The sequence below is a fragment of the Amycolatopsis sp. NPDC114484 genome (assembly GCF_055633755.1).
The window spans coordinates 122536-142804 of sequence record NZ_JBVKDQ010000014.1 but is presented as its reverse complement, the minus strand read 5'-3'; the positions used below and the strand labels follow the sequence as shown (position 1 = coordinate 142804).

The window sequence follows — 20269 nt, the reverse complement described above, 5'->3', positions numbered from 1 at the left end:
GCCGCCGCCTCACGCTGCCGTCACCGCGTCAGTCAGCAGTCGTTCGAGATGTACCACACGGGGTGCCAGTTCCCGTGCGGTTGCGCGTAGTAGGCCTTCGGCGAGGTGGACAAGTAGGTTTTGCCCTTGCCCCAGAACGACGTCGTGTAGTGGTGCGTCTGGTTGTTCATCCAGGACCCGCCGCTGTTGAAGCCGTTCGGGATCTCGTAGAAATCGCCGCAGGCCGCGTGCGTGAATCCCTTTCCTGTGTAGTTCGCTTCCTTCCATCCGCAGAACGCTCCGTAGGAACAGAGTTCGTACGGCGTGCGCGGGTCGTTGCCGTTCAGCCCGTCGCCGAATGCGTGCGCGTACTTATCGCCGGGCAAAGGATAGGTGATGACTGAATTGTCGCCGGTAACGATTTGATTGGGCGTGACCTGTCTTCCGCGCAGCATCGCCAGGTCGCGGTCGATCTCGCCCCGCAGCGCGGCGGCCTGCTGGGCGGTGAACCCCGCGGACCGCAGCTGCGCCGTAAAGCCCGTGCTGGCGGGAGCCGCGTCCGCCGCCGTCGCCACTGTCGTGACGGCGGCCAGCGAAACCAATGCCGCCCCCAGCAACGCGCCGATTCTCGCTCGCATGGAAACCCCTCTTCTGCTGGAAATGTCCAGGAGGGCGCGAACGGCGTATGCCGATAGGCCGGATGCGATGCCGCCGCTCGGTGATTTCCCGTCCCCCTGCCGGAAAACCCATATTCGCGCACCCGGGGGCGGGGGCGCGATGGTTTAAGCTAGAACTCAAAACAAGGGGGTTTCCGTGCTTCGGCTGCGCTGCACGCCCGAAGATCTTCTGCACGTGTCGATCGCCGGACACCCGGTGCCGCTCGGCGAGCTGACCCTCGCGATGCAGATGCTGCAGCGCCGCGACCCGGACCCGGCTTTCGCGCCGTGGCGCGAGCAGGTCGCGCGGCGGCTGCCGCGCGAAGGCAGGCCGCTGCTGCAGCTCGTCTCGCCCTCCGGCGCGGGCCCGATGTTCCTCGATCCGCCCAGCAGCACCGTGGAAGAGGGGCTGGACCGCGTGCTGTCCACGCCGCGGGCCGAGGTGCGCGCCGAACTGCGGCGGGTGTGCGCGATCGACCGGCCGCTGACCTCCTGGACGAAGCGGCTGGCCGGGCAGGACCGCGACGCGTGGAAGGTGCTGGACCAGGCCATCCGCGCCGGCTACCAGAGCGTCCTCGCCGAACACTGGCACAGCCTGCGGGCGGGCTTCGACGCCGAAACGGCGTGGCGGGCGAAAATCCTTGCGCGCCAAGGCATCAGCGCGCTGTTCGCCAGTCTCCGGCCGATGCTCCGCTGGAACGGCCTGACCCTCGAAGCGGACTTCCCCCGCGACCTCGACCTGACCCTGCACGGACACGGCCTCGTCCTGCGGCCGACGCTGCTGTGGTCGGGACACCCGCTGGTGGCGTACTACGCCGACCGGCCAACCACGCTGATCTATCCCGCGCTGACCCCGCTGCCCCTGCTCGCCCCGGCCGGGCCGCCGGACCCGCTGGCCGCGCTGCTCGGCGCCACTCGCGCGGGGGCGCTGCGGTCCCTGATCAGCGGACGCACGACCACCGGTCTCGCGCGGGAGGTGTCCGTCTCGGTCGCCGCCGCGTCCTTGCACACCAAGGCTCTGCGCGAGGCGGGCCTGATCGTTTCGCGCCGGGAAGGCAAGGCGGTCTGCCACCAGTGCACCCCGCTCGGGCTCGATTTGCTTGCCGCCAAACCGAACTGAGCGGAATACGGGCGTGTTTCGCGCAAGGCACCGGAAAAGGCCGCCCCGCGCACGGGACGGCCTTTCCTCGGTTTCAGTTTCAGCTCACGGTCAGCGACGTGTCGTCGAGGCAGAACGACGTCTGCAGGCTCGAGTCCTCGGCGCCGGTGAAGGTCAGCGTCACCGTCTGGCCGGCGAAGGCCGACATGTCAACGGTGTGCAGCTGGTATCCGGTCGCCTGGTTCAGGTTCGAGTACGAGGCGAGCGTGGTCGAACCGGCCTTGACGGTCAGCTTGTCGTAGGACGTCGAGGCGGTCGTCTCGGCGGTGTCGACGTGCAGGTAGTAGCTCAGCGTGGCGTGGCAGCCGGAGGGGATGCTCACCGACTGCGAGACCGTGTCGGTGTGCGCGCTGCCGTAGCCGTCGAGGTAGGCGAGGTACGTTCCGCTGTGCGGGGCTTCGCCGTTGGACGACGTGCTGACCACTCCGCTGGACGCGGTCCACGGGCTGGTGCCGCTTTCGAAGCCGGGGTTGCCCAGCTTCTGCCCGGAGCAGGTGCCGCCGCCGGTCGGGGCGATCGTCCAGCCGAAGGTGGTGGAGCCGGTGGCCCCGGAGGAGTCCTTGGCGGTCGCGGTCACCGAATACGTGCCCGCGGTGGTCGGCGTGCCGGAGATCAGGCCGCCGGAGCTGATCGACAGCCCGGCGGGCAGGCCGCTGGCGGTCCAGGTGTAGCCGCCGCTGCCGCCGGACGCGGACAGCTGCAGGCTCGCCGCGGTGCCGACGACTCCGTTCTGGCTGCCCGGGTTGGCCGCCGTGACGCCGCCGCTGGGAGCGCCCGCGGCGAACGCCGCGGTGCCGTTGGGGGTGCCGAGGCCGGTCGGGCCGTCCCAGCCGGGGCCGGCGTTGCACTGCACCGAGGCGGAGCAGCTGCCGTTGCTGCCGGAGGTCACGTCGTTGAGGTTGCCGGTGTGCGAGTACGGGTAGGCGCCGGGGGTGTCGGACGCGCCGGGAGCGCCGGCGAGGGCGTACACGGACGCGACGATCGGGGCGGACGCGCTGGTGCCGCCGTACACGGCCCAGCCGCTGCCGCCGTAGGTCTGGTACACCGCGACGCCGGTCTGCGGGTCGGCCACGGCCGAGACGTCAGCGGCGGCGCGCTTGCTGCAGCTCGTGGTGACGTTCTGGAACGACGGCTTGGCCACGTAACCGGAGCAGCCGCTGCCCGCGCCGCTCCAAGCGGTTTCGCCCCAGCCGCGTGCGCTGCTGTTGCGGCTCAACGAGGTGCCGCCGACCGCGGTCACGTACTGCGACGAGGCCGGGTAGCTGATGCCGTAACCGCTGTCGCCGGTGCTCGCCGTGATCGCGACGCCGGGGTGGTGGAAGTAGCTGGAGTCGGAGGAGGGTTCGGTGCCGTCCTCGCCGCCGCCGTAGCTGTTGGACACGTACTTCGCGCCCATCGACACGGCGGTGTTCACCGCGGTGCCGAGATCGGCCATGCTCGGCTGGTTCGCTTCGACGAGCAGAATGTGGCAATTCGGGCAGATCGCCGAAACCATGTCGACGTCGAGCGAGATTTCGCCCGCCCAGCCGGAATCCGCGGCCGGAAGGGGACTGGTCTGCCCGTTTTCGTTCACCTTTTTGAAGCAGCCGTTCGCGGTGGTGCACGCGGGGAGCCCGTAGGTGGAGCGGTAGCTCGCGAGGTCCGATTCAGCGTTCGGGTCGTCGTTGGAGTCGACGATGGCCACGGTGGCCGACGCGCTGCCCGCGGCGGTGAGGTTGTAGGCGGAGCGCAGGTCCGAGGGGCCGAACCCGCCGGGCAGCGCGCCCGGGGCGAGGAGTGCGCGCATGGTGTCGGTCTGGCGTTCGGCGAAACACGTGACCATACCGGGCTTCGCCTTTTCGGCGCAGACACGGGCGGTCGGATGCGCCGCGGCGGGCGCTGCGACGGCGGGCAGGGCCGGGGCAGTCAAGGCCAAGGCCGCGAAACCGGCCATGGCAAGGATTCTTCGGGCTGAACGGGACACGATCCCTCCCAGGGAATTTCCTGCGAACGGCGTCGGGCCATTCGGTGCCCAGTTGTCTACAGTTCGTTCAGCCCTGGCGGTGACGCGCTGGTGCCAGTGGCGCAATGGTGTCGGTCAGCCCGGTGGAGGTGCCTCCGAATGGTTCCCGAAGCAATCGGCCATCTCTTGACTCTCGGGCTCAAAGCGGACGAAGCAGAAATCTATCTCGACCTACTTTCGTCGGGACCGGTTCCGCCGGACCGGCTAGCGCGCGACACCGGCCGCGACCCCGGCGAGGTGCTCCGCGTGCTGGCGGTGCTGGCCGGGATCGGGCTCGCCGGCCCGGTCGACGGTCCCGGCTCGCCGATGTCCGCGCTGCGCCCGGAACCGGTGCTGGAGGTGCTGACCAGGCAGCGCGAGGCCGAACTGGCCGGAGCCCGGGCGGCGATGACGCGCCTGTACGAGCAGTACCGAAGACACTCGGTCCGGTACGACGCCGACGCGATGATCGAGGTGGTCAGCGGAACCACTGCCGCCGAACGGGTGCAGCAGCTGGAGCGAGCGGCGCGCACGGAGGTCCGCGGACTGGACTCCCCGCCGTACTACGCCGACGCGGACGCCAACGAGATCGAACTGGAGAACCTGGCCCGGGGCGTGCGCTATCGCGCGGTCTACGGCAGGCTCGCGCTGGAGCGGCCGGAGTACGTCGCGGAGAACATCCTGCCCTGCGGGAAAGCCGGGGAGGAGGCGCGGGTTCTGCCCGAGGTCCCGGTGAAACTGCTGATCGTCGACGACTGCGCGGCCCTGTCCGGCGCGGACCGCACCGTGCTGCTGATCCGCTCGTGCGGCCTGTTCGACGCGCTGGCCGGGCTGTTCGACATGTGCTGGCAGGTCGCGCTGCCGCTGGGCCTCGCCGACGACACCTCGGGACCGGCGATCCGGCCCAGCGAACGACGGCTGCTCGCGCTTCTCGCCGCCGGGCTCACGGACGACCAGGTCGCCCGGGTGCTCGGGGTGAGCAGGCGGACGATGTTCCGGTATCTGGAGAACCTGATGGCCCGGACGGGGGCGGCGAACCGGTTTCAGCTGGCGCTGCACGCTACTCGGAACGACTGGCTGTCGGTGGATGCTCAGCCGGGCGTGCCGGCGGTGCGGTCTGTGCCGCTGTGAGCCGGGGTGGCGCTGTGTGGTGCGGATTTCGTGGCTGGATCGCCCCGAGGTGTTTCCGGATGCCGGTCAGCCGGTGATTTCGCGGACGCTGTCGGCCAGCAGTCGGAGGCATCCCGGTGCACCAGGATTGAGCGGCAGGTCGACGTCGTCGTAACTGTCCAGCAGCCGGAGCAGATCGGCGGGCGCGGCCGGTCGCCACCCGGCGGCGGTGTGCCGGGGCGGCATTGTGTCGTGCGGATTTCGTGGCTGGATCGCCCCGAGGTGTTCTTGGCGGATGCGGGTCAGCCGGTGATTTCGCGGACGCTGTCGGCTAGCAGCCGGAGGCATCCCGGTGCACCAGGGTTGAGCAGCAGGTCGACGTCGTCGTAGCTGTCCAGCAGCCGGAGCAGATCGGCGGGCGCGGCCGGTCGCCACCCGGCGGCGCGGACTCGGCGGCGGTGCGCCGGGGCGGTCGTGACGAGCAGGCACGGGATGTTGTCCGGCGACGGCGCGACGAGCGGGGATTCGTCGGTGTCCACGGCCACCGCGAAGGCCGACTCGCGGAAGACCGCGGCCAGTTGATCGAAGTCGGCTTCGCCGCGGGCGGTCAGGCGGAGCACGGCGTCCAGCGGGTCGGTCGGGGAGTCCTCCGCCGCCGGTTCGTAGGACGGGTTGGGTTCGAAGCGGCTGACGGACCCGTCCTCGCGCGCGAGCCAGCCGCCCACCACGGCCTGCGGCGGCGGGCTCGGAATCTCGGCCCCGCCGGTCGTCGAGGCCGGTTGCCACGCCGGGTCGACCAGCAGCACCCATTGGTCCTCGGACATCGCCGGTACCTCCTTCGCGTCCGGTGAATCTACCGGCACTTCATCCATGGCGGGGAGCTCCTTCGGCCAGTTCAGCGGCTTGCCGGGCGGACGCCGCGCGTTCCTCCGCCTGGTAGCGGCGGATTGCGGCGGCTGTGTGCCACCGGTCCAGCCAACCCAGGCCGACGACGCTCAGCCGGTGCGGTGCTGGTCGCGTCCTCGGGCCGTCGAGGGCATTCCGCAGTGCGGTACGGAAGGCGGCCGCGGGCAGGTCTTCCGCAATCAGTTTCTGGATGACGGTGGCCAGGTCCCGGGCGTAGCTGTCGGGGTTCGGGCGGTCGGTGAGCTGGGCGATTTCTTCGAGCAGCAAACGTCGGCCGCCGGGAGCGCTTAGCACGGTGTCCAGGGTGCCGTGCCGTTCCAGGATCTCGACTGCTTCGGCGATTCGGGTGACGTCAGCGCCGTTTCGGGTTGCTGTGGCCAGGTCGGTGAGCACTGCGGCGGCGTCCGGCTTGCCCAGCAAGGTGTCGGTCACGCCGTGCAGGTGGAGGACGGCGTGCTGCTCGGTGAGGTCGTTGTGGAGCGCGGAGAGTTCGCGGGCGGCGGTCCAGATCAGGTCCGGTCGTTCGTGCCGGGCGACGTCCTCCGCGATCGACGCCGCCGATTCGCCGCGGCCGAGTTCCGCGAGGACCCAGCCGAGCAGTTTGGCGGTGCCGTCGCGGTCGCTGAGCGCGATCGGCCCGGCGGGCGGGGTCGGACGGAACCACCAGCGGTGGGCAGCAGTTCGCGCCAGTTCTTCGAGGAGCAGATCCCGGGTGTCGCCGCTGAGCAAGTAGTCCGCGGTCGGGTGTTCGGCGGCGGACAGCCGGACGGTGACCGCGTCGGCGGCACGGTCGGTGCCGTCGGTGCGCAACTGCTCGGTGAAGTTCCGGGTGGCTGCCGGGTCGGTGGTCAGGAAGGACGATCCATTAGGGACGGACACATCGGACGGTGAGTAGTGCACTCCCACGGTGCGGCCGTCGTGCGTCCAGGGCCGAGGCGTCGCGGGCGCCGGACCGTCTTCCAGGCCGCGGAAAACCCTCGGCACCGGTGCGCCAGTCGACATCTCGACAGCGTGGCCGAAAGAAATCTTGACCCGACCGTCCCCTTCGGACACCCGGATCTTCACCGGGACACGGTCCAGCACGTCGGTGCCCAGGGCGTCGGCGAGTTGCCCGGCCAGTTCGCGGGCCGCGGCGGTGGCGTGCGCCCGGCCGTCCGGACCGGTTCCGGTGACCTCGATCGGCGGGACCGGGCCGTCCGTCGAACGAAGACGGGAGATCAGGTTTTCCAGCGGGGTATCCGCCACCAGGACCGCGTCCGCGGCATGCAACGTGGCGGCGCGCTGGACCTCGCCCAGGTGGTAATGCACCCGGCTGTCGTCGATGGTCAGCAGTGCACGGGCGGCTGGCGGCAGCGGAACATCGTGCACCTCGCCGGTGTAGCTGCTGCGGTCGGTGACGGTGCGGACCAGAGACGACAGCTTCGGATCGGCCGCGATGTAGGACAACGCCGCCTGCCATACCAGATCCGGATCGGCGTGCCGCCGCACTGCGGGCTCGACCGCGGTCAGATGGAGGTCGCCGTCCCGGTTGTGCAGGCCGCGCACCAATGTCTGGATCACGCGCTGGGTCAGCTCCAGCGTCTCGAACCGGTCCGACAGCGGGGCCGGATCGCCCTGCGGCGGCAGGAGCCAGCTGTGGTCGCTGTTCATCCGGATCTCCGTCATGCCCGGCAGTTCGAGCGCGGAGTTCAGGCCGATCCGCCGGGCCGTTTCGGTCATCGCGACCGGACCCGAGCGGTACATCACCGACTGCCGGTGCACCCGGCCCATCGGCGTCGCGAAGAACCCCTGGCCGAGCGAGTCGACCTCGCGCGGCATCAGATTCGCTTGTGTCTTCCCGTAGTTCTCGCGCAGCTGGTCCAAATAGGACGCGGCGAATGGATGTCCTTTCGACATGGTGAACGCCGAGTTCGCGATGTTCCCGCCGACCCGGTGCACCGCGTAGCCCGCGTCGGACTCGGCGGCGCGGACGACGTCGTCCAAGCCGTGCACGACGTTGTCCCCGTCGGTGTAGAGGCCGCCGAACCGGTGCATCAGCTCCAGCCGCAGGATGTCGCTCGCCGCCGCGAAACCCGGGCCGGTCTGCTTGGCCAGTTCGGACAGGTAGAACTCCTGCGTGCGCATCGGGTGCTCGCTGGTGAACACCTCGTCCACATTGACCAGCTGGACCCGGTGTTCCGCCGCCCACCGCAACAGGTCCCGGACGTCGTGCAGCGGATCCGGGCCCTCCTCCGGGGCCGCGGTGGTCAATGCCAGTTCGGTCTGCCAGCGCGGCACGTCCGTCCACAGGATCGGGACGATGCCGTCGCCGAGCCGGTCCGCCGCGTCGCCGAAGTTCCGGCGGAAGGTGTGCATAGTGCCGGTGTCCTTGAGCGGACCGCCCAGCCAGATGGCGTGCATCAGCAGCGGGGTCGAGGTGGTCTTGGCGAGCGGTTCGACGTCGCCGGGCGCCCACGCGGCCAGCCGGTCGTCCGGACGTTCTTTCTCCAGGGTCCACGCGCGATTGTCGTCCAGGTGCGCGGGGTCCAGGTGTTCGCTGCTCAGCTGGTAACCCTTGGTCAGGTCCAGCAGGTCCAGGAAGCTGATGCCCTGTCCGGCGGTGAGGGCGCGGAAATCGTGCCCGCGCAGGAACTCCGGCGGTTCCGGGGCGCGGTACAAACCGAACAGATCCGGTCCCAGCAGCGGCGCTGGCGGCGGGTTGTCGACCGCGGTCTGCCGCAAGTCGGCCACCAGGTCCTCGGGGGCGGAATAGTGGTGCACCTCGGTGGCTGGCGCAGCGTCTGGTGTGGACTGTGCTGGAGAATCGCCGAAGGTGCGGAAATGACCGCCATCGGTGACGGTGGTGAAGCCGTGCGTCGCACCGATCGCTTTGCCGAGCGTCGCCGAATCCCGGCCGAACAAAGCGGGTTTGGTCGGCGCGTGCACTGTGGACGGTCCACCGAGTTCACCGAGCGCGCGCTGGAAGTCATGGGCGAGGCCGCCCGGACCGTTGGTTTGGCCGGTGCTGCACGCGATGAGCGTGACTGAATGGGACTGGGCCAGCGGAGCGGCTTGCGCCACGATCCGGGCGAACGTATCGCCGTCGACCCGTACGGTCTGGCCGCCCAGCAGGGTCACCTTCACCGACTGCTCGCGGCCGTGGGCGAAGACGAAGAGGGAGTCGTCGTCCCACGGTGCCGCGGTGTGGTCGGCCCATGCCCCGAATCGGCGTCCGGACAGGTCCGGCGTGGCCCCGGTGGTGTTGGCCTGCTTCAAAAGCGGGTCGAACTTGTCCGGCGTCGCGCCTTCCGGAAGCGTGCTGACCTTACCGGAATTGTTGGCCACCCAGTCTCGTTCGACGCTCTCGGTGTGCTCGTTCGCCGGGAGGAACGAGACGGCGCGAACCCGGCCGGAGCCGTCGGTGATCGTCCGCGTCTGGATCTCGGCCGGGTCGAAGCTGTAGGGCCGATCGGTGTCAGCGTCCCAACCGGACACTGTGTCGTTCGCCTCGACAGTGCCTTCGCGGTGCTGTTCCGGGGTGTGCTCCGGCGGGCGCGGCCACGCGTGCGCGGTGATCTGATTGTCCACTTCGGACTTGGCCTGCCACCACGTCCGCAGGGCCTCGTCGGCCTTCTCCCGGGCTTGCTGGATCCGGTTGTTCGCGTCGTCCTGCCGCGCGGCGTGGTCGGTGTGATTGTTGCGGTACTCGTCCAGCACGGCCAGGATCTCCGCGGCGCGGTCCTGCGCCGCCTGCCGCTGCTGGACCAGTTCGGCCTGCTCGTTCCGGATCTGCTGGGCCTGCCGTTGCGTATCCCACGCACGCGCGACCAGATCGCTTTGCGCGACGGAACCCGGTTCCTCGCCGAGAGCCAGCGAAAGAAGCTGTTCGTCGAGTTCGTTGAGCCGGGCGATTTCGTCGTTGCCCGTCCGCAGTGCTTGGCCCACGTCGCGGGCCTCGTTCTGCGCCGTCCGGACCGCTTGCCGCATCTGCTGTACTGGATTGTCGTCGACCGGGAGGTTCAGCCCGCGTGCGCCGTCGCTCGTAGTGCGCACATTGTCGTTTTCGGACAGCCACGCATCATCGAAATCGCGCTGCGCCTTTTCGAGTTCCTCTTCCGCGGTACGCCAATCCTCCGCGGCTTTCTTCACCGTGTCCTGCGCGGAAGCGAGCGTCTCGGGCAACGGCTGGCCGAGCGACTGCTCCAGGTCGGTTTCGCTCATCCGCGTCCGCGAGGACCGCGGCACCCGCACCTCGACCGCGGCGGTCTTGCCGTCGACCGTCGCGACGATCCGGTACTCGACGTCCAACCCGACCAGGCCGGTCCGGCCCTTGTCCTTGCCGACGACCGACCGCTGCGCCGCGGCGGTGCTGGACGTCGGATCGCTCTGGCCGACCGGGCCCCGGACGTCGAGCCCGCCCCAGGCGTGCGTGTTCCGGCCCGGGTCGGTGATCCCGCCGGTGCCGATATTGCCCTGTTGCTCGCCGGTGACCGTTTCCTTGGCCTCGCCGGTGAACGTGGACCCGGATTGGTCCGAACGCTCCAGTTTCACCGAATCGCTGAGCCCGACCAGATCCGGTTTCACCACGCGGGTGTACACCTTCACCGAGGCGTGGCTGCTGCCGGTCACCGCGGAGGAATGCAAGTCCGGGGTCTCGAACGGTTTGCCGACCATGTTCGGGAGATGGGCTTGCAGCGTTTCATTGGTGATCGAGGACGAGAGCGTGTTGTGCGCGCCGGTGCCGGGGCCGGTGAGCCCGTTGCCCGCGCCGGCCAGCCGCAAGGCGCGGAGGGCGCCAGCTCGCATGTCCGCGGCGCCGCGGAGTCCTTCGACAGTCGAAGACTTCGGCAGGGGGCCGAAACCTTCCTGCTGCCACGCCGCGAGGCGGTCCGGAGTGGACTCCGCGGCGTTGAGTTCGGTCGTCCGCGATCCGTAGAGCTTGGTGTGGTACTGCTCGTCGCCGGAGATCTTCTGGTCGTCCGCGGACGACCTCGAGGTCACGGTCGCCTCTTGCGAGGCGACCGGGTAAGTGCGTCCGTCCCTGGCGACGACCAATTCGAACTGGAACTGGTGCTGGTACCGCGCCGACGGTCCGCTCGAGGACGAGGTCAACGCCGTGGTCGTGGCCTTGTTCTCGACGGTCTGGTCGCTCTTCGCGCGCGTCCCGGAAGCTCCCAGGTACGCACCGTCGTACCCGCTGACCTTGGGCTGGCTGTCCTGGAACAAGCCGCGGCCGGCCCCGCGGATCTGCCCGCCGTAGGACGAACCGCGACCGGAATTCTCTTTGTCCGTAACGGTCGAGTTGACGACGTGATCGACCTCGCTGCCGTCGTGTTTCACGTCGAGGAACTGGGTGTCGAGGATCTTCGCCTTGAGCAGCAGCTGGTAGTTGTCCGTCCAGAGCACGCCCGGGTCTTGCGCCACCAAGGAAACGCCGCCGTCCAGCGCACCGTCCACAAGAGACGTGACCGCTTCCGGGGAGGCGGTGTCGAGCGTCCGCTGGAGGTTGTTCATCGAGTCGTCCAGCACCGATTTCGGCAGCAGTCTGTCGCCGAGCTTGCCAAGCTGCTGCCGGGCGTCCTGCACCAGTTTCGACAGATTGGGAGCGTCCTCCAGCACCGCCGAGCCGAGCGAACTGGATTTGCCGCCGACCAGCGGCGGAGCGGAAAGCTTGCCCGGTGCCGGGGTGCGCGGCTCGACCGGGGGCAGCAATCCTTCCGCGCGAGCCTCGTCCTCGGTCATCGCCACGAAGACCGAACCCGGCAGCTGGACGTCCGCGCCCGCTCGCGAAATCGACCCGTTGATCAGGCCTTCCTGGCGGCTTTCCGCGATCAGCCGGACATTGGTGTCGTACTGGACGAGCACCGTGCGACTGTCCGAAGAGGACCTGTTGGTGTGATCGATGCTCGCGGTGACCTCGTGGGACGAGCCGGAGCTGCGCTGCCACGGGCTCCACTTCGCGGTGCCGAAGAGCTGGCCCTGGCCGTGCGTGTCGCTGCCGGTCGGCCGCACGGTGAGTCCGAGCTGGACGTTGGCTTCGACGGATTGTTTGTGCGTGCCTTCGTAACTGGCCTTCGAGCCGCCGGAGTACGTCCGGTCGCCGCCGCCCGTTTCGGACACCGCGACGAGTTTCGGATTGCTCAGGGAGATGCCCATGCCCAGGCCGCCGACCCGGTCGGCCACGCGGCGTTCGTAGCGGAATCCGTTCGCCGTCCCGCCCTGCTTCAGCAGTTTCGGCGTGAGGCCGCGGAAGTTCTCCGGCGAGAACATCCGGTCCACGCGGGCGCGGGCTTCGCTGCCGGGCAGACCGAGCACCGCGTCGCCGCCGGCGGCACGCTGGAGCTGGCGCAGCGCCTCGTCCCGCAGCGCCTCGGTATTGGCGAACGCCTCCACGTGCAGGAACTTCGGCGTCGTCTGGTTTTGCTGCCGCGTAAGCAGGTCGTCGATGCTCGGGGTTTCGTTCGGGGTCATCGAGACGACCCCCGGCTTGCCCGGCTTGAACTCCGCCGGATCCTTGGTCAGCGCGGCGCCGTCGTTGAGCCACATATCGACTTTGCCGGAGATCGGCGGAAGGTCCGGGTCGCCGGTCCTGGCCACTGTGGACACCTTCGGCGTGACCCGGAACGGCGACCCGGGCGTCAGCCGCCGCACCCACGGCCGGTTGCGGGTGTAGCTGGTGATCTCGACCTCGAACTCGACGTCGTGTTCGAACACCTGCGAATCCGGGCTGCCGCCCTTGCCGGTCGTCGTGGTCACCGTCGGACCGCCGGAGTTCTTCCACGTCCGGTTGTCGGAGTACTGCAGCGGGGTCACGGTCGGGCTGATGCCGATGTTCGCGCCCGCCGTGGCGCCGGGGATGATGATCCGGCCTTCGACGCCGACCGACCAGCCTCGTTCGGTCGTGGTCGCGCTGGTCAGCGAAGGGCTCGTTTCGTTGCTGTTCTTGACCGAGCGGCCGTCCGCCTGGCCGAGATGACGTCCCGGCCCGGGCTTCGCCTTCACCGTGACGTTGATGTACTCGTCGGTGAACAGCCCGCGCCGCTTCAGTTGCGCCGACACGCCTTGGGTGAAGAGACTGTCCATTTTGCCCCGGAGCGAGGCGACTGAGAACGTCGACGTGATCTTCCGGAGGTTCGCGAAGCGGTCGGCGATGTCCCGGCTGGAACCTTGTTTGTCGCTCTGGAACTGGTCCCAGCGCGGCAGGAACTTGTCCGCGCCGGGGAGGTTCCGCAGAGCGTTTTCGATCTGCGGCTGGACGCGGGTCGCCGGTTCGAACGATCCGGGGCGGGCCGTGCCCGCCGCGACGGCCGCCGCGAGATACGGCGGCTCGTAGCGCGCACCGACGTCCTTGAACTTCGTCGGGGTGTTCTTCGGCACCGGCAGTCCCTGGGCTTTCGCCTCGGGCAAGCCCATCCGCGTGTACGAAGTGGCCGTTACGGTGGTTTTCTCGCCGGTCGAGGTGGTGACGTCGAGGTCGACGGTGACCTTGTACAGGCCGATGTCGCCCTTCGCGTTCACTGTGGACTTGTTGGTGAAGCTGGTGCCGCTTGTGGACTGTTGGTTGACCTTCCGGGAGTAGCTGCCGCTGACCCCGCCGACGCCGCCGGCCGTACCGGGCACATAGGACCCGCCGCCGAAGATCGCGTTGACCTCTCCGCCGTACTTGGAGGAGACAGCGGCGCTCCCGCCGTTCACCGCGGAATCGTTGAACCGCAGTTCGCTGTCGCCGGGAATCGTGCCGAGGTATTCGACGTTCGTCGGCCGCACCGCCAGTTGCACGGCTTCCCGGTGGGCGCCGTGCGGGCTGAGCAGGTCGTTCGAGACCACCGGGTTGCCCTGCATCGCGGTGCCGAGCATGCTGCGCACCCCGCCGCGGCTGAGGAATTCCCGCAGCGAGGTGCGGCCCGGGGCGCCGAATTTCGTCACCGAGGGATGGAGGTTCTTGCTTACCTGGTCGAAGAGGGCGTTCTCGTCGAAATCGACGGCCTCCGGCGAGAGGAATTCGATCTTCTTGGCCCAGTCCGGTTTCGGCTCCGCGGGTCCGACGGTCTGTTCCTGTTTCAGGTTCGACAGATCAGTGGACAGGACCAGTCCCACCTGTCCGTCCACTGTGGAACCGACCAGGCCGCCGGTTTCGGTGCGTACTGTGATCCGGTAGGTCACCGGGGCGTCGGCGCGTTGCGTGTCGCCCGCGGTCCGGATGACGCGCTGCTCGGTGCCAGTCGTGGTGCCGGTGTGTTCCGCGGACGGGCTGGCGAGCTGCACGGTGCCGCCGACGGACGCGTACGGACCGGCCGGGAACATCCCGAAGTACGAGCTGCCGACGGCTTTCGCGGTGGTGTCGGTGTTCGGGTTCGCGTGGGTGGTCTTGACTTCGTTCTTGACATCGCCGATCGTCGGCTGCGGCAGTTTGGTGATCTGATCGGCGTTGACCGCACTGAAGTCCGGCTCCGCGGTGACGTGCACCTCATACCATTTCTCGCCGGCCCGGACCATGGATTTGCGGCCATCGCCCATAAAGGACTCGAACTCGGGGCCGGAGAGAGAATCGGTGATCGCGTCGATGCCGTGTGTTCGCGGCGGGTTCTGCTGCTTCGGGTTGAGACGGTGGATCAGGTTCTCGATGCTGGTGCCGACGTCCTTCGCGCCGCGGACGTCGACCGGGACCACCGAGCCGAGTGCTTTGCCGTCGCGGGCGAACTCGGGCAGCCGGTCGGAGAGGGGGCGATTGTCCGGCGGTTCCTCGGTTTCCTCGTCCGCCACCAGTACGGCGTCGTCCTGCTGCGGTGTCTGGTTTTGCTCCGGGTTTGACTCAGGCGTCTGCTCTGGGCCGGTTTCGTGCGGCGCTTTGATGGGCGTGTGGAGGTTCGGCTTGCCGTCCGGCTCGGGCTGTGAGCGGGGGTTTTCCGGGTGCGGCTGCGGGTTCGGCGCGGGGGCGTCGCCGAGGTGGTGGTCGCGGATGTTCGCGGTGTTCGACACCTGTTCGAGCTGGTCGAGGTTGCCCTGGTTGAGCCGAGAATCGTGCCACGCGTCCGGCCCCATCACGCCGGGCTGGTCCCCGCGATTGAAGAGCATCTCGTCGTTCTTGTAGCCGTCGCCGAGGCCGAGGAAGTGCATCAGCTCGTGCGTGACGCCGAAGGCCGAGTCGTGCACGTCCCAGTTGAGCTGGTTCGTGTCCGGGGTGTCCGGGTCCACAGTGGAATCGTGGAGGTTCACCGGGATCCTGCGGCGGGGGTCGGCCTGCCAGCTGGTGTCGCCGGGGTGGATGTCGTCGGCGACGCGGACGTCGAGGCGCAGGTGCAGCTGGTCGCCGCCGGGCAGGCGGGAGGACTGGTTGACCCATTCGTCGAGGTGGGCCCGCAGGTCCTGGACGAACTGTTCGCGCTGCTCGGGCGAGACCGAGCCGGAATGCGAGGTCAGGTCGATCGGGATGGTGTGCTCGCGCACCCACTGGCCGGGCGCGATCTCGAACCGGCGCACGTCGAACCGGATGTGCGCCATCGCGCCGGCGAGCTGCCCGCCCTTGAGTCCCGCGCGGTTGCCGGTGAACTGTTTGGCGATCTCTTTGATCGGGTCGAACCGCTCTGAGGAAAACCTCGTGACCGGCGCGCCGTCGCGGCGTCCGTTCCAGTCCTTCGGCCCCGGCAGGGTTTTCGGGTCTGGTTTCGGGGCCGCTTTCGCCTGCCCGTTGTTTTTTGGCGCGGCAGCGGGAGTCTGCGTGTTCGCCGGACGGTTGCCGCTGAGGTTGTCGACCAGGGCTTGCCGGGTGGCGAGCGTCAGAGCGGCGAGCTTTTTGCCGTCCTCGACGTTTTCCTTCATGCCCCTGCCCAGCGAGGAGCGCTCGTCCTTGGGCAGATTCGCGACGACCTCGGAGAACACCTCCGGCCGGGCGGGAGCAGGCCCGCTCGGCGTGATCCCGTGGAACGCGGCTTTCGCGGCGATCTTCGCCAGATTCGGGTCGAGCGTCGTGTGATTGCCGAGGTAATGGCCGATCTGGTCGGACCAAGTTGTTTCGTTGGCGTGGCTCTGGGTCAGCGCGGTGATGCCGTTCGGGTCGGTGCCGACCTTGCCCGCGATGCGCGTTCCGTCGGTCTGGACGGCGAGATCGGAGGAGAATTTCGCGATCGCGGTCGGATGGTCGCTGTATTGCCAGCTCGGATTGCGCTGGGACAGTACTGAATCGGCGAGCCCCTGGCCTTCCTTCGCTCCGTATTCGAAGGTGCCGGTGTTCGGGTTTTTGGTGCCGAAGGTCGCGTCGTTCTCGAGTTTGTTTCCCGGCATCCGGACGAAGGTGTTCGGCTCCGGGAAATAGACCGACCGAGGGTCGACTCCAGCGAGTGCCTGCCGGACGTCGAGATCCAGTCGCGCGGCGCGGTTGGCGAGGTCCCCGTCCTCCGGCCGGACGTGGTAACCGCCGCTGATCAGCTCCGGCGGGCCCTCGGGGTTCTGCTGGACCGCGGTGTTGACCGCGTCGAACAGCGGTCCGTTGCGGGTGTCGAGGGTGTGGACGTCGGCGTCGCCGGTGTGCAGGTAGACCTCGTTGTCGCCACCGGCTTCGCGGATCTGCTCGGTGAGCTTTTCGGTGACCGGATTGCGGGCGATCGTTTCGCGGATGCCGCCGTAAGGGATGGTTTTCTGGTCGATGTTCGGGTTGCTCGGGTGTTTCCAGGTGAATCCGATTATAGCTACCGGGAAGCGGTTGTCCCAGGTATTCTGGAATTGCTGGATTTTCTGGTTGATCGCTTGTTCTGAACCTGGTGTGCCGTTGAGCCCGATGACCAGGCCGAAACGCCCGTCGGAGGAGTTTCCGGTGAATCCGGTGGAGTACTTCTCGGCGATGGTGCGGAGATCGTCGTCCGGGGTCGCGGCGACGGTGGCTACTACGCCGATGCTGTCCTGGTTGTTCTCGTTGCGGGTGCCGAGATCGCCGATGATGCCGGTTTCGTGCACGACGGTGAACTTGAAGTTCTTGTGGTGCTGAGCGAAGTCGCCCTTGCCGCCGGTGACCGGGGGGTGTTTGCCGACGTTCGGGCCGGGACCGGCGGGTGCGACGGGGGTCGGCTTTTTCGGTGCGGCGACCGGGGTGTGGAGGTTGCGGTGTGGCGGGTTCGGTGTGGGGGTTGGTTTCTTGGGTGCCGCGACGGGGGTGTGGAGGTTGGGGCTCTGGGGGTTTGGCTTTTTGGGCGCGGCGACGGGGGTGTGGAGGTTGCGGTGTGGCGGGTTGGGTGTGGGGGTTGGTTTCTTGGGCGCGCCGCCCGGAGTGGGGAGGTCGCGGGGTGGGGCGGCGTTGTCGCGGGAGCGCGGGGCGGGAGTGGGATTGGCGCTGATCGGCTTCGCCGGGGCGGGGGGTGGCTTGATGCCGTTCTTGGGCTGGGTGGGGTCGGTGTCGCCCGGGGTCGGCTCGGGGGTGGGCTTCGCGGCGGTGGCCGGATTCGGGGAAGGGCTGGTGTTCCGGTCGGGGCTCGGCGTCGGATCCGGGGTGGACTTGATCGGCGGATTCGGGTTGGTGGACTGGTTTGGGTTCGGACTGCCAGTTGCCGGGCTGGGACTGGTGGTCGAGGTCCGATGGGGGCTCGGGTCGGGGGCGTGCGACGGGGTTTGCCCGGTGGCGACCGGTGCGGGGTTCGTGCCGTTGACGGTGGTCTTCGGAGCCGGGGAGGAGTCGATGCCTTTGACACTGGCCGACGTCGGCGGCGGGACCGGCTTGGGCTGCGGGGCAGCGGCCGGGTCCGGGCTCGGGTTGGAGTTCGGGCCGCTGAGGTTGGCAGCCGAACCCGGGGCGCGGACGGAGCCGGGGGACGGGCTGGCCTCCGGGGCGTGGTTGGCGGCCGGGCTCGGAGAGGGGGTGACGTTCGGGCCGGGGGAGGGGTTCGAAGCGCCGGTGAAGTTCGTTGAGGGGGCCGGGTTGAGGTGGTTGGGCGAGCTTGGGGCGGACTCTGACCCGGGGTGAGTCGTTGGGTTCGCGGAGCCGTCCGGCTGGCTGGGATGAGCTGTGTTGGGCGTCGGGTCGGCGGTCCGGTTGCCGCCGAAGCCGGGGAGACCGGTGTCGGGGTGTGGGGTGGGCGCGTGGTTGCCGTTGGTCGCGGGCGGTGAGGGTGCGCGGTCTCCGGTGAGGGGAAGGGGTTGGTCGTTTGTGCTGGTGGAGTCGGGGCTTCCGGGTTTGACGGACTCCGGCACCGACGGTGTCGCGGCTGGTGGGGCGGAGGTTTCAGCCTTGACCGAGTCCGGCGTCGATGGTGTCGCGTTCGGTGGTGGTGCGGGGGTTTCGGTCTTGACCGAGTCCGGTGTGGACGGTGTCGCGTTCGGTGGTGGTGCGGGGGTGTCGGTCTTGACCGAGTCCGGTGTCGATGGCGGTGGTGCGGGGGTGTCGGTTTTAACCGAGTCCGGGGTGGACGGGGGCGGGGCGGGGTGGTGATCGGTGCCGTTCGTGCCTTGGCTGGCGGGGGCGGATTCCGGGTTGTGGGCCGGATTGGTGCTGGGCCCGGGGTTGCTGTTCGTACCCGAGTGGGCGGTGGAGCCGGGGCCAGTGCCCTGATTGCCGGTCGTGCCGGGGCCCTGGGGACCGTTCGTGCCGGAGCTGGCGGCTGGGGGGTTGGGGTTGCCGCCCGGGCTGGTGGTGTTGGCTCCGCCCGGGTTTTCGGTGCCGGGGTGGACTCCGGGCGGGTTCGAGCCGGTGGTGGGGGCTTCGTGGTTGGAGCTGCCAGTGCCTCCGGCAGGAGTGGTGGCGGTGCTGCCGGGCGAGGGGGAGTTCTGATGGGTGTCGCCCGCCGAGCCGTTCGCGGGGGTGTTGCCGCTGGCGGGGTTGGAGTCGTGGGGTGGGTTCGCGGAGGTGGAACCGTTCGCCGAGTCCGAGTTGCCCGTGGGGTTGGGGCTCGCGGCGTTCACGTTGCCGGTTGACTGCGAGTCGCTTGGGGGGTTGGAACTGTTCGCCGAGTCCGGGTTGACTGCGGAGTTCGAGCCGCCGGTGGGGCTGCTCGGTGAAGTCGAGTTGCTGGTGGTGTTGGGGCCTGCGGGGTTGAGGTCGCCGGTTGAGGTGCTGCCGTTCGCCGAGTGCGAGCCGTTTGCGGAGTTGGCGCCGCCGGTTGACTGCGAGTTGCTTGCGGAGTTGGAACCGTTCGCCGAACCTGAGTTGCCTGCGGGGTTGGGGCTGCTGGACGAGTTGGGGTTGCTCGCTGAGTTCGGTCCGGAGGCGGGGCCACCGGTGGAATGGGAGCCGTTGGTGGAGTTCTGGCTGCCGGGTGAGGTGCCGCCGCTCGTGGAGTTGGGGCCGCCCGTTGACGTGGAGTTGGTCGCCGGGGGCTGGTTGTTCGTCGAGGTGGTGTTGGGCGAGTGGGAGTTGTTCTGGCCGTCGCCGTGAGGGGTGTTGCTGCCGGAACCACCGGGACCAGAACCACCGGGGCCGCCGCCATGGGAGCCGCCGGGACCGGAGCTGCCGGGGCCGCCGCTACGGGAGCCGCCCGAACCTCCGGACCCGTCAGAACCGCCCGAACCGCCGGAACCGACGCCACCCCGATCCCCGGAGCCACCAGGCGAACCAGGCCCGTTGACCGGGTCCACCTTGATATTCCCCGTCCCGTCGCCCCCACCGGGATCGTTCGGGCCCTTCCCCGCCCCGCCGCCGTCGTTGCCGCCGCCGGTGAGTTTGTCGTGCAGGTTTTGCCCGGCGTGGTGGGCGCCGTGCGTGGCGGCGCCGCTCAGGCCGCCGTTCAGGGCTCCCCAGCCCAGGCTGTCCAGGTCCCCGCCGAACAGGCCGGCGCCGGCCAAACCGACCACTACCTCGGTGGCCGCTTCCACTCCGGCCGCGCCGAAGACGTTGTTGCCCCACTTGCCCAGGCCGCTGTGCGCGCCGGCGGCGAACGCACCGCCGATCGCGCCCAGCGCCGCGTTCTGGCCGATCTGTTTCCAGTCGAAGCCGTCCCGGTTCCCCTGCGCGATCTGGATGAACTCGGCCAGCATCTCCTCGGCCGCCTCTTCCGCGGCTTCCTGCGCGGCCTCTCGCGCGACCCTCGACAGCAGGCTCATCAACCGCGACATCAGCGAGCGTTCGATCTGCATCACCGCGGTCCGGCCGGCGGCCCAGATCCCGGGGATCAACGGGGCGGTGAACGGGTTCGTCATCGCCCAGATCAGGTCCGCGGCGGTGACCGCGATGGAAATGAGGATGCCGTATTTGGCGTTTTCCACGTTCAGGGCGTATTCGCGCAACGCCGCGGCTTGCTGCTGGGCCCGGTAGGAGAAACCGGCGCCCATGGTGCTGAGTTTGTTGGCGTAGTCGGCGAAATTGGTCGCTACCTCGCCGCCGACGTTGGAGACCACTTGGTCCGCCAATTGGCTGAAACCGGTTCCGGCGGCGGAGATCTGCTGCGCGACCTGGTCCCATTCGGCAGCGAGTTCGCGCGCTTTGTCCTCGTCGCCTTGCGGCCAGGCGTCACCCGCGATGATGTAGAACACCCAGTTCAGGCTGGGGTCCACCATGAGGCTCATCGCGGGTCACCTCCT

General features: G+C 69.0%; 7 protein-coding genes. 2 read left to right on the top strand and 5 right to left on the bottom strand.

The features are described from left to right. Positions 1–32: 32 nt before the first annotated feature. Positions 33–617, bottom strand: coding sequence for a hypothetical protein (locus ACZ7SW_RS30180; protein ID WP_470233745.1), 585 nt, complete (start codon positions 615–617; stop codon positions 33–35). A gap of 175 nt (positions 618–792) precedes the next feature. Between ACZ7SW_RS30180 and ACZ7SW_RS30175 the strand changes: the two genes are divergently transcribed. Continuing rightward, positions 793–1755, top strand: a complete 963-nt coding sequence (locus tag ACZ7SW_RS30175) for an ArsR/SmtB family transcription factor (protein WP_470233744.1) — start codon at positions 793–795, stop codon at positions 1753–1755. Between the two features lie 79 nt (positions 1756–1834). Here ACZ7SW_RS30175 and ACZ7SW_RS30170 read toward each other — a convergent pair whose 3' ends face one another. Next, entirely contained in the window at positions 1835–3727 is a 1893-nt protein-coding gene (locus tag ACZ7SW_RS30170; RefSeq protein ID WP_470233743.1) for a putative Ig domain-containing protein, read from the bottom strand. Between the two features lie 168 nt (positions 3728–3895). Here ACZ7SW_RS30170 and ACZ7SW_RS30165 point away from each other — a divergent pair, with 168 nt between their 5' ends. Beyond that, positions 3896–4906, top strand: a complete 1011-nt coding sequence (locus ACZ7SW_RS30165) for a helix-turn-helix domain-containing protein (protein WP_470233742.1) — start codon at positions 3896–3898, stop codon at positions 4904–4906. A 66-nt stretch (positions 4907–4972) separates the two neighbouring features. On the opposite strand, the gene ACZ7SW_RS30160 is transcribed toward ACZ7SW_RS30165, so the two are convergent. From ACZ7SW_RS30160 to ACZ7SW_RS30150, 3 genes are read right to left on the bottom strand one after another with little or no spacing between them, the layout of a single operon-like run. Then, positions 4973–5131: a hypothetical protein gene (locus tag ACZ7SW_RS30160; RefSeq protein ID WP_470233741.1), complete on the bottom strand. Its 159-nt coding sequence runs from the start codon at positions 5129–5131 to the stop codon at positions 4973–4975. 56 nt (positions 5132–5187) lie between these two features. Then, positions 5188–5757: a type VII secretion system-associated protein gene (locus tag ACZ7SW_RS30155; protein WP_470233740.1), complete on the bottom strand. Its 570-nt coding sequence runs from the start codon at positions 5755–5757 to the stop codon at positions 5188–5190. Beyond that, a complete protein-coding gene (locus ACZ7SW_RS30150; protein WP_470233739.1) occupies positions 5750–20254 on the bottom strand; it encodes a WXG100-like domain-containing protein in 14505 nt (4834 codons plus the stop codon). Before ACZ7SW_RS30150 ends, ACZ7SW_RS30155 begins: the two co-directional genes overlap by 8 nt. Between the last annotated feature and the right edge of the window lie 15 nt (positions 20255–20269).

Coding starts and splice junctions, on each gene's coding strand:
- ACZ7SW_RS30170 (WP_470233743.1), bottom strand. CDS start 3,727: ATGGCCGGTTTCGCGGCCTTGGCCTTGACTGCCCCGGCCCTGCCCGCC.
- ACZ7SW_RS30160 (WP_470233741.1), bottom strand. CDS start 5,131: ATGCCGCCCCGGCACACCGCCGCCGGGTGGCGACCGGCCGCGCCCGCC.
- ACZ7SW_RS30150 (WP_470233739.1), bottom strand. CDS start 20,254: ATGAGCCTCATGGTGGACCCCAGCCTGAACTGGGTGTTCTACATCATC.
- ACZ7SW_RS30165 (WP_470233742.1), top strand. CDS start 3,896: ATGGTTCCCGAAGCAATCGGCCATCTCTTGACTCTCGGGCTCAAAGCG.
- ACZ7SW_RS30155 (WP_470233740.1), bottom strand. CDS start 5,757: ATGGATGAAGTGCCGGTAGATTCACCGGACGCGAAGGAGGTACCGGCG.
- ACZ7SW_RS30180 (WP_470233745.1), bottom strand. CDS start 617: ATGCGAGCGAGAATCGGCGCGTTGCTGGGGGCGGCATTGGTTTCGCTG.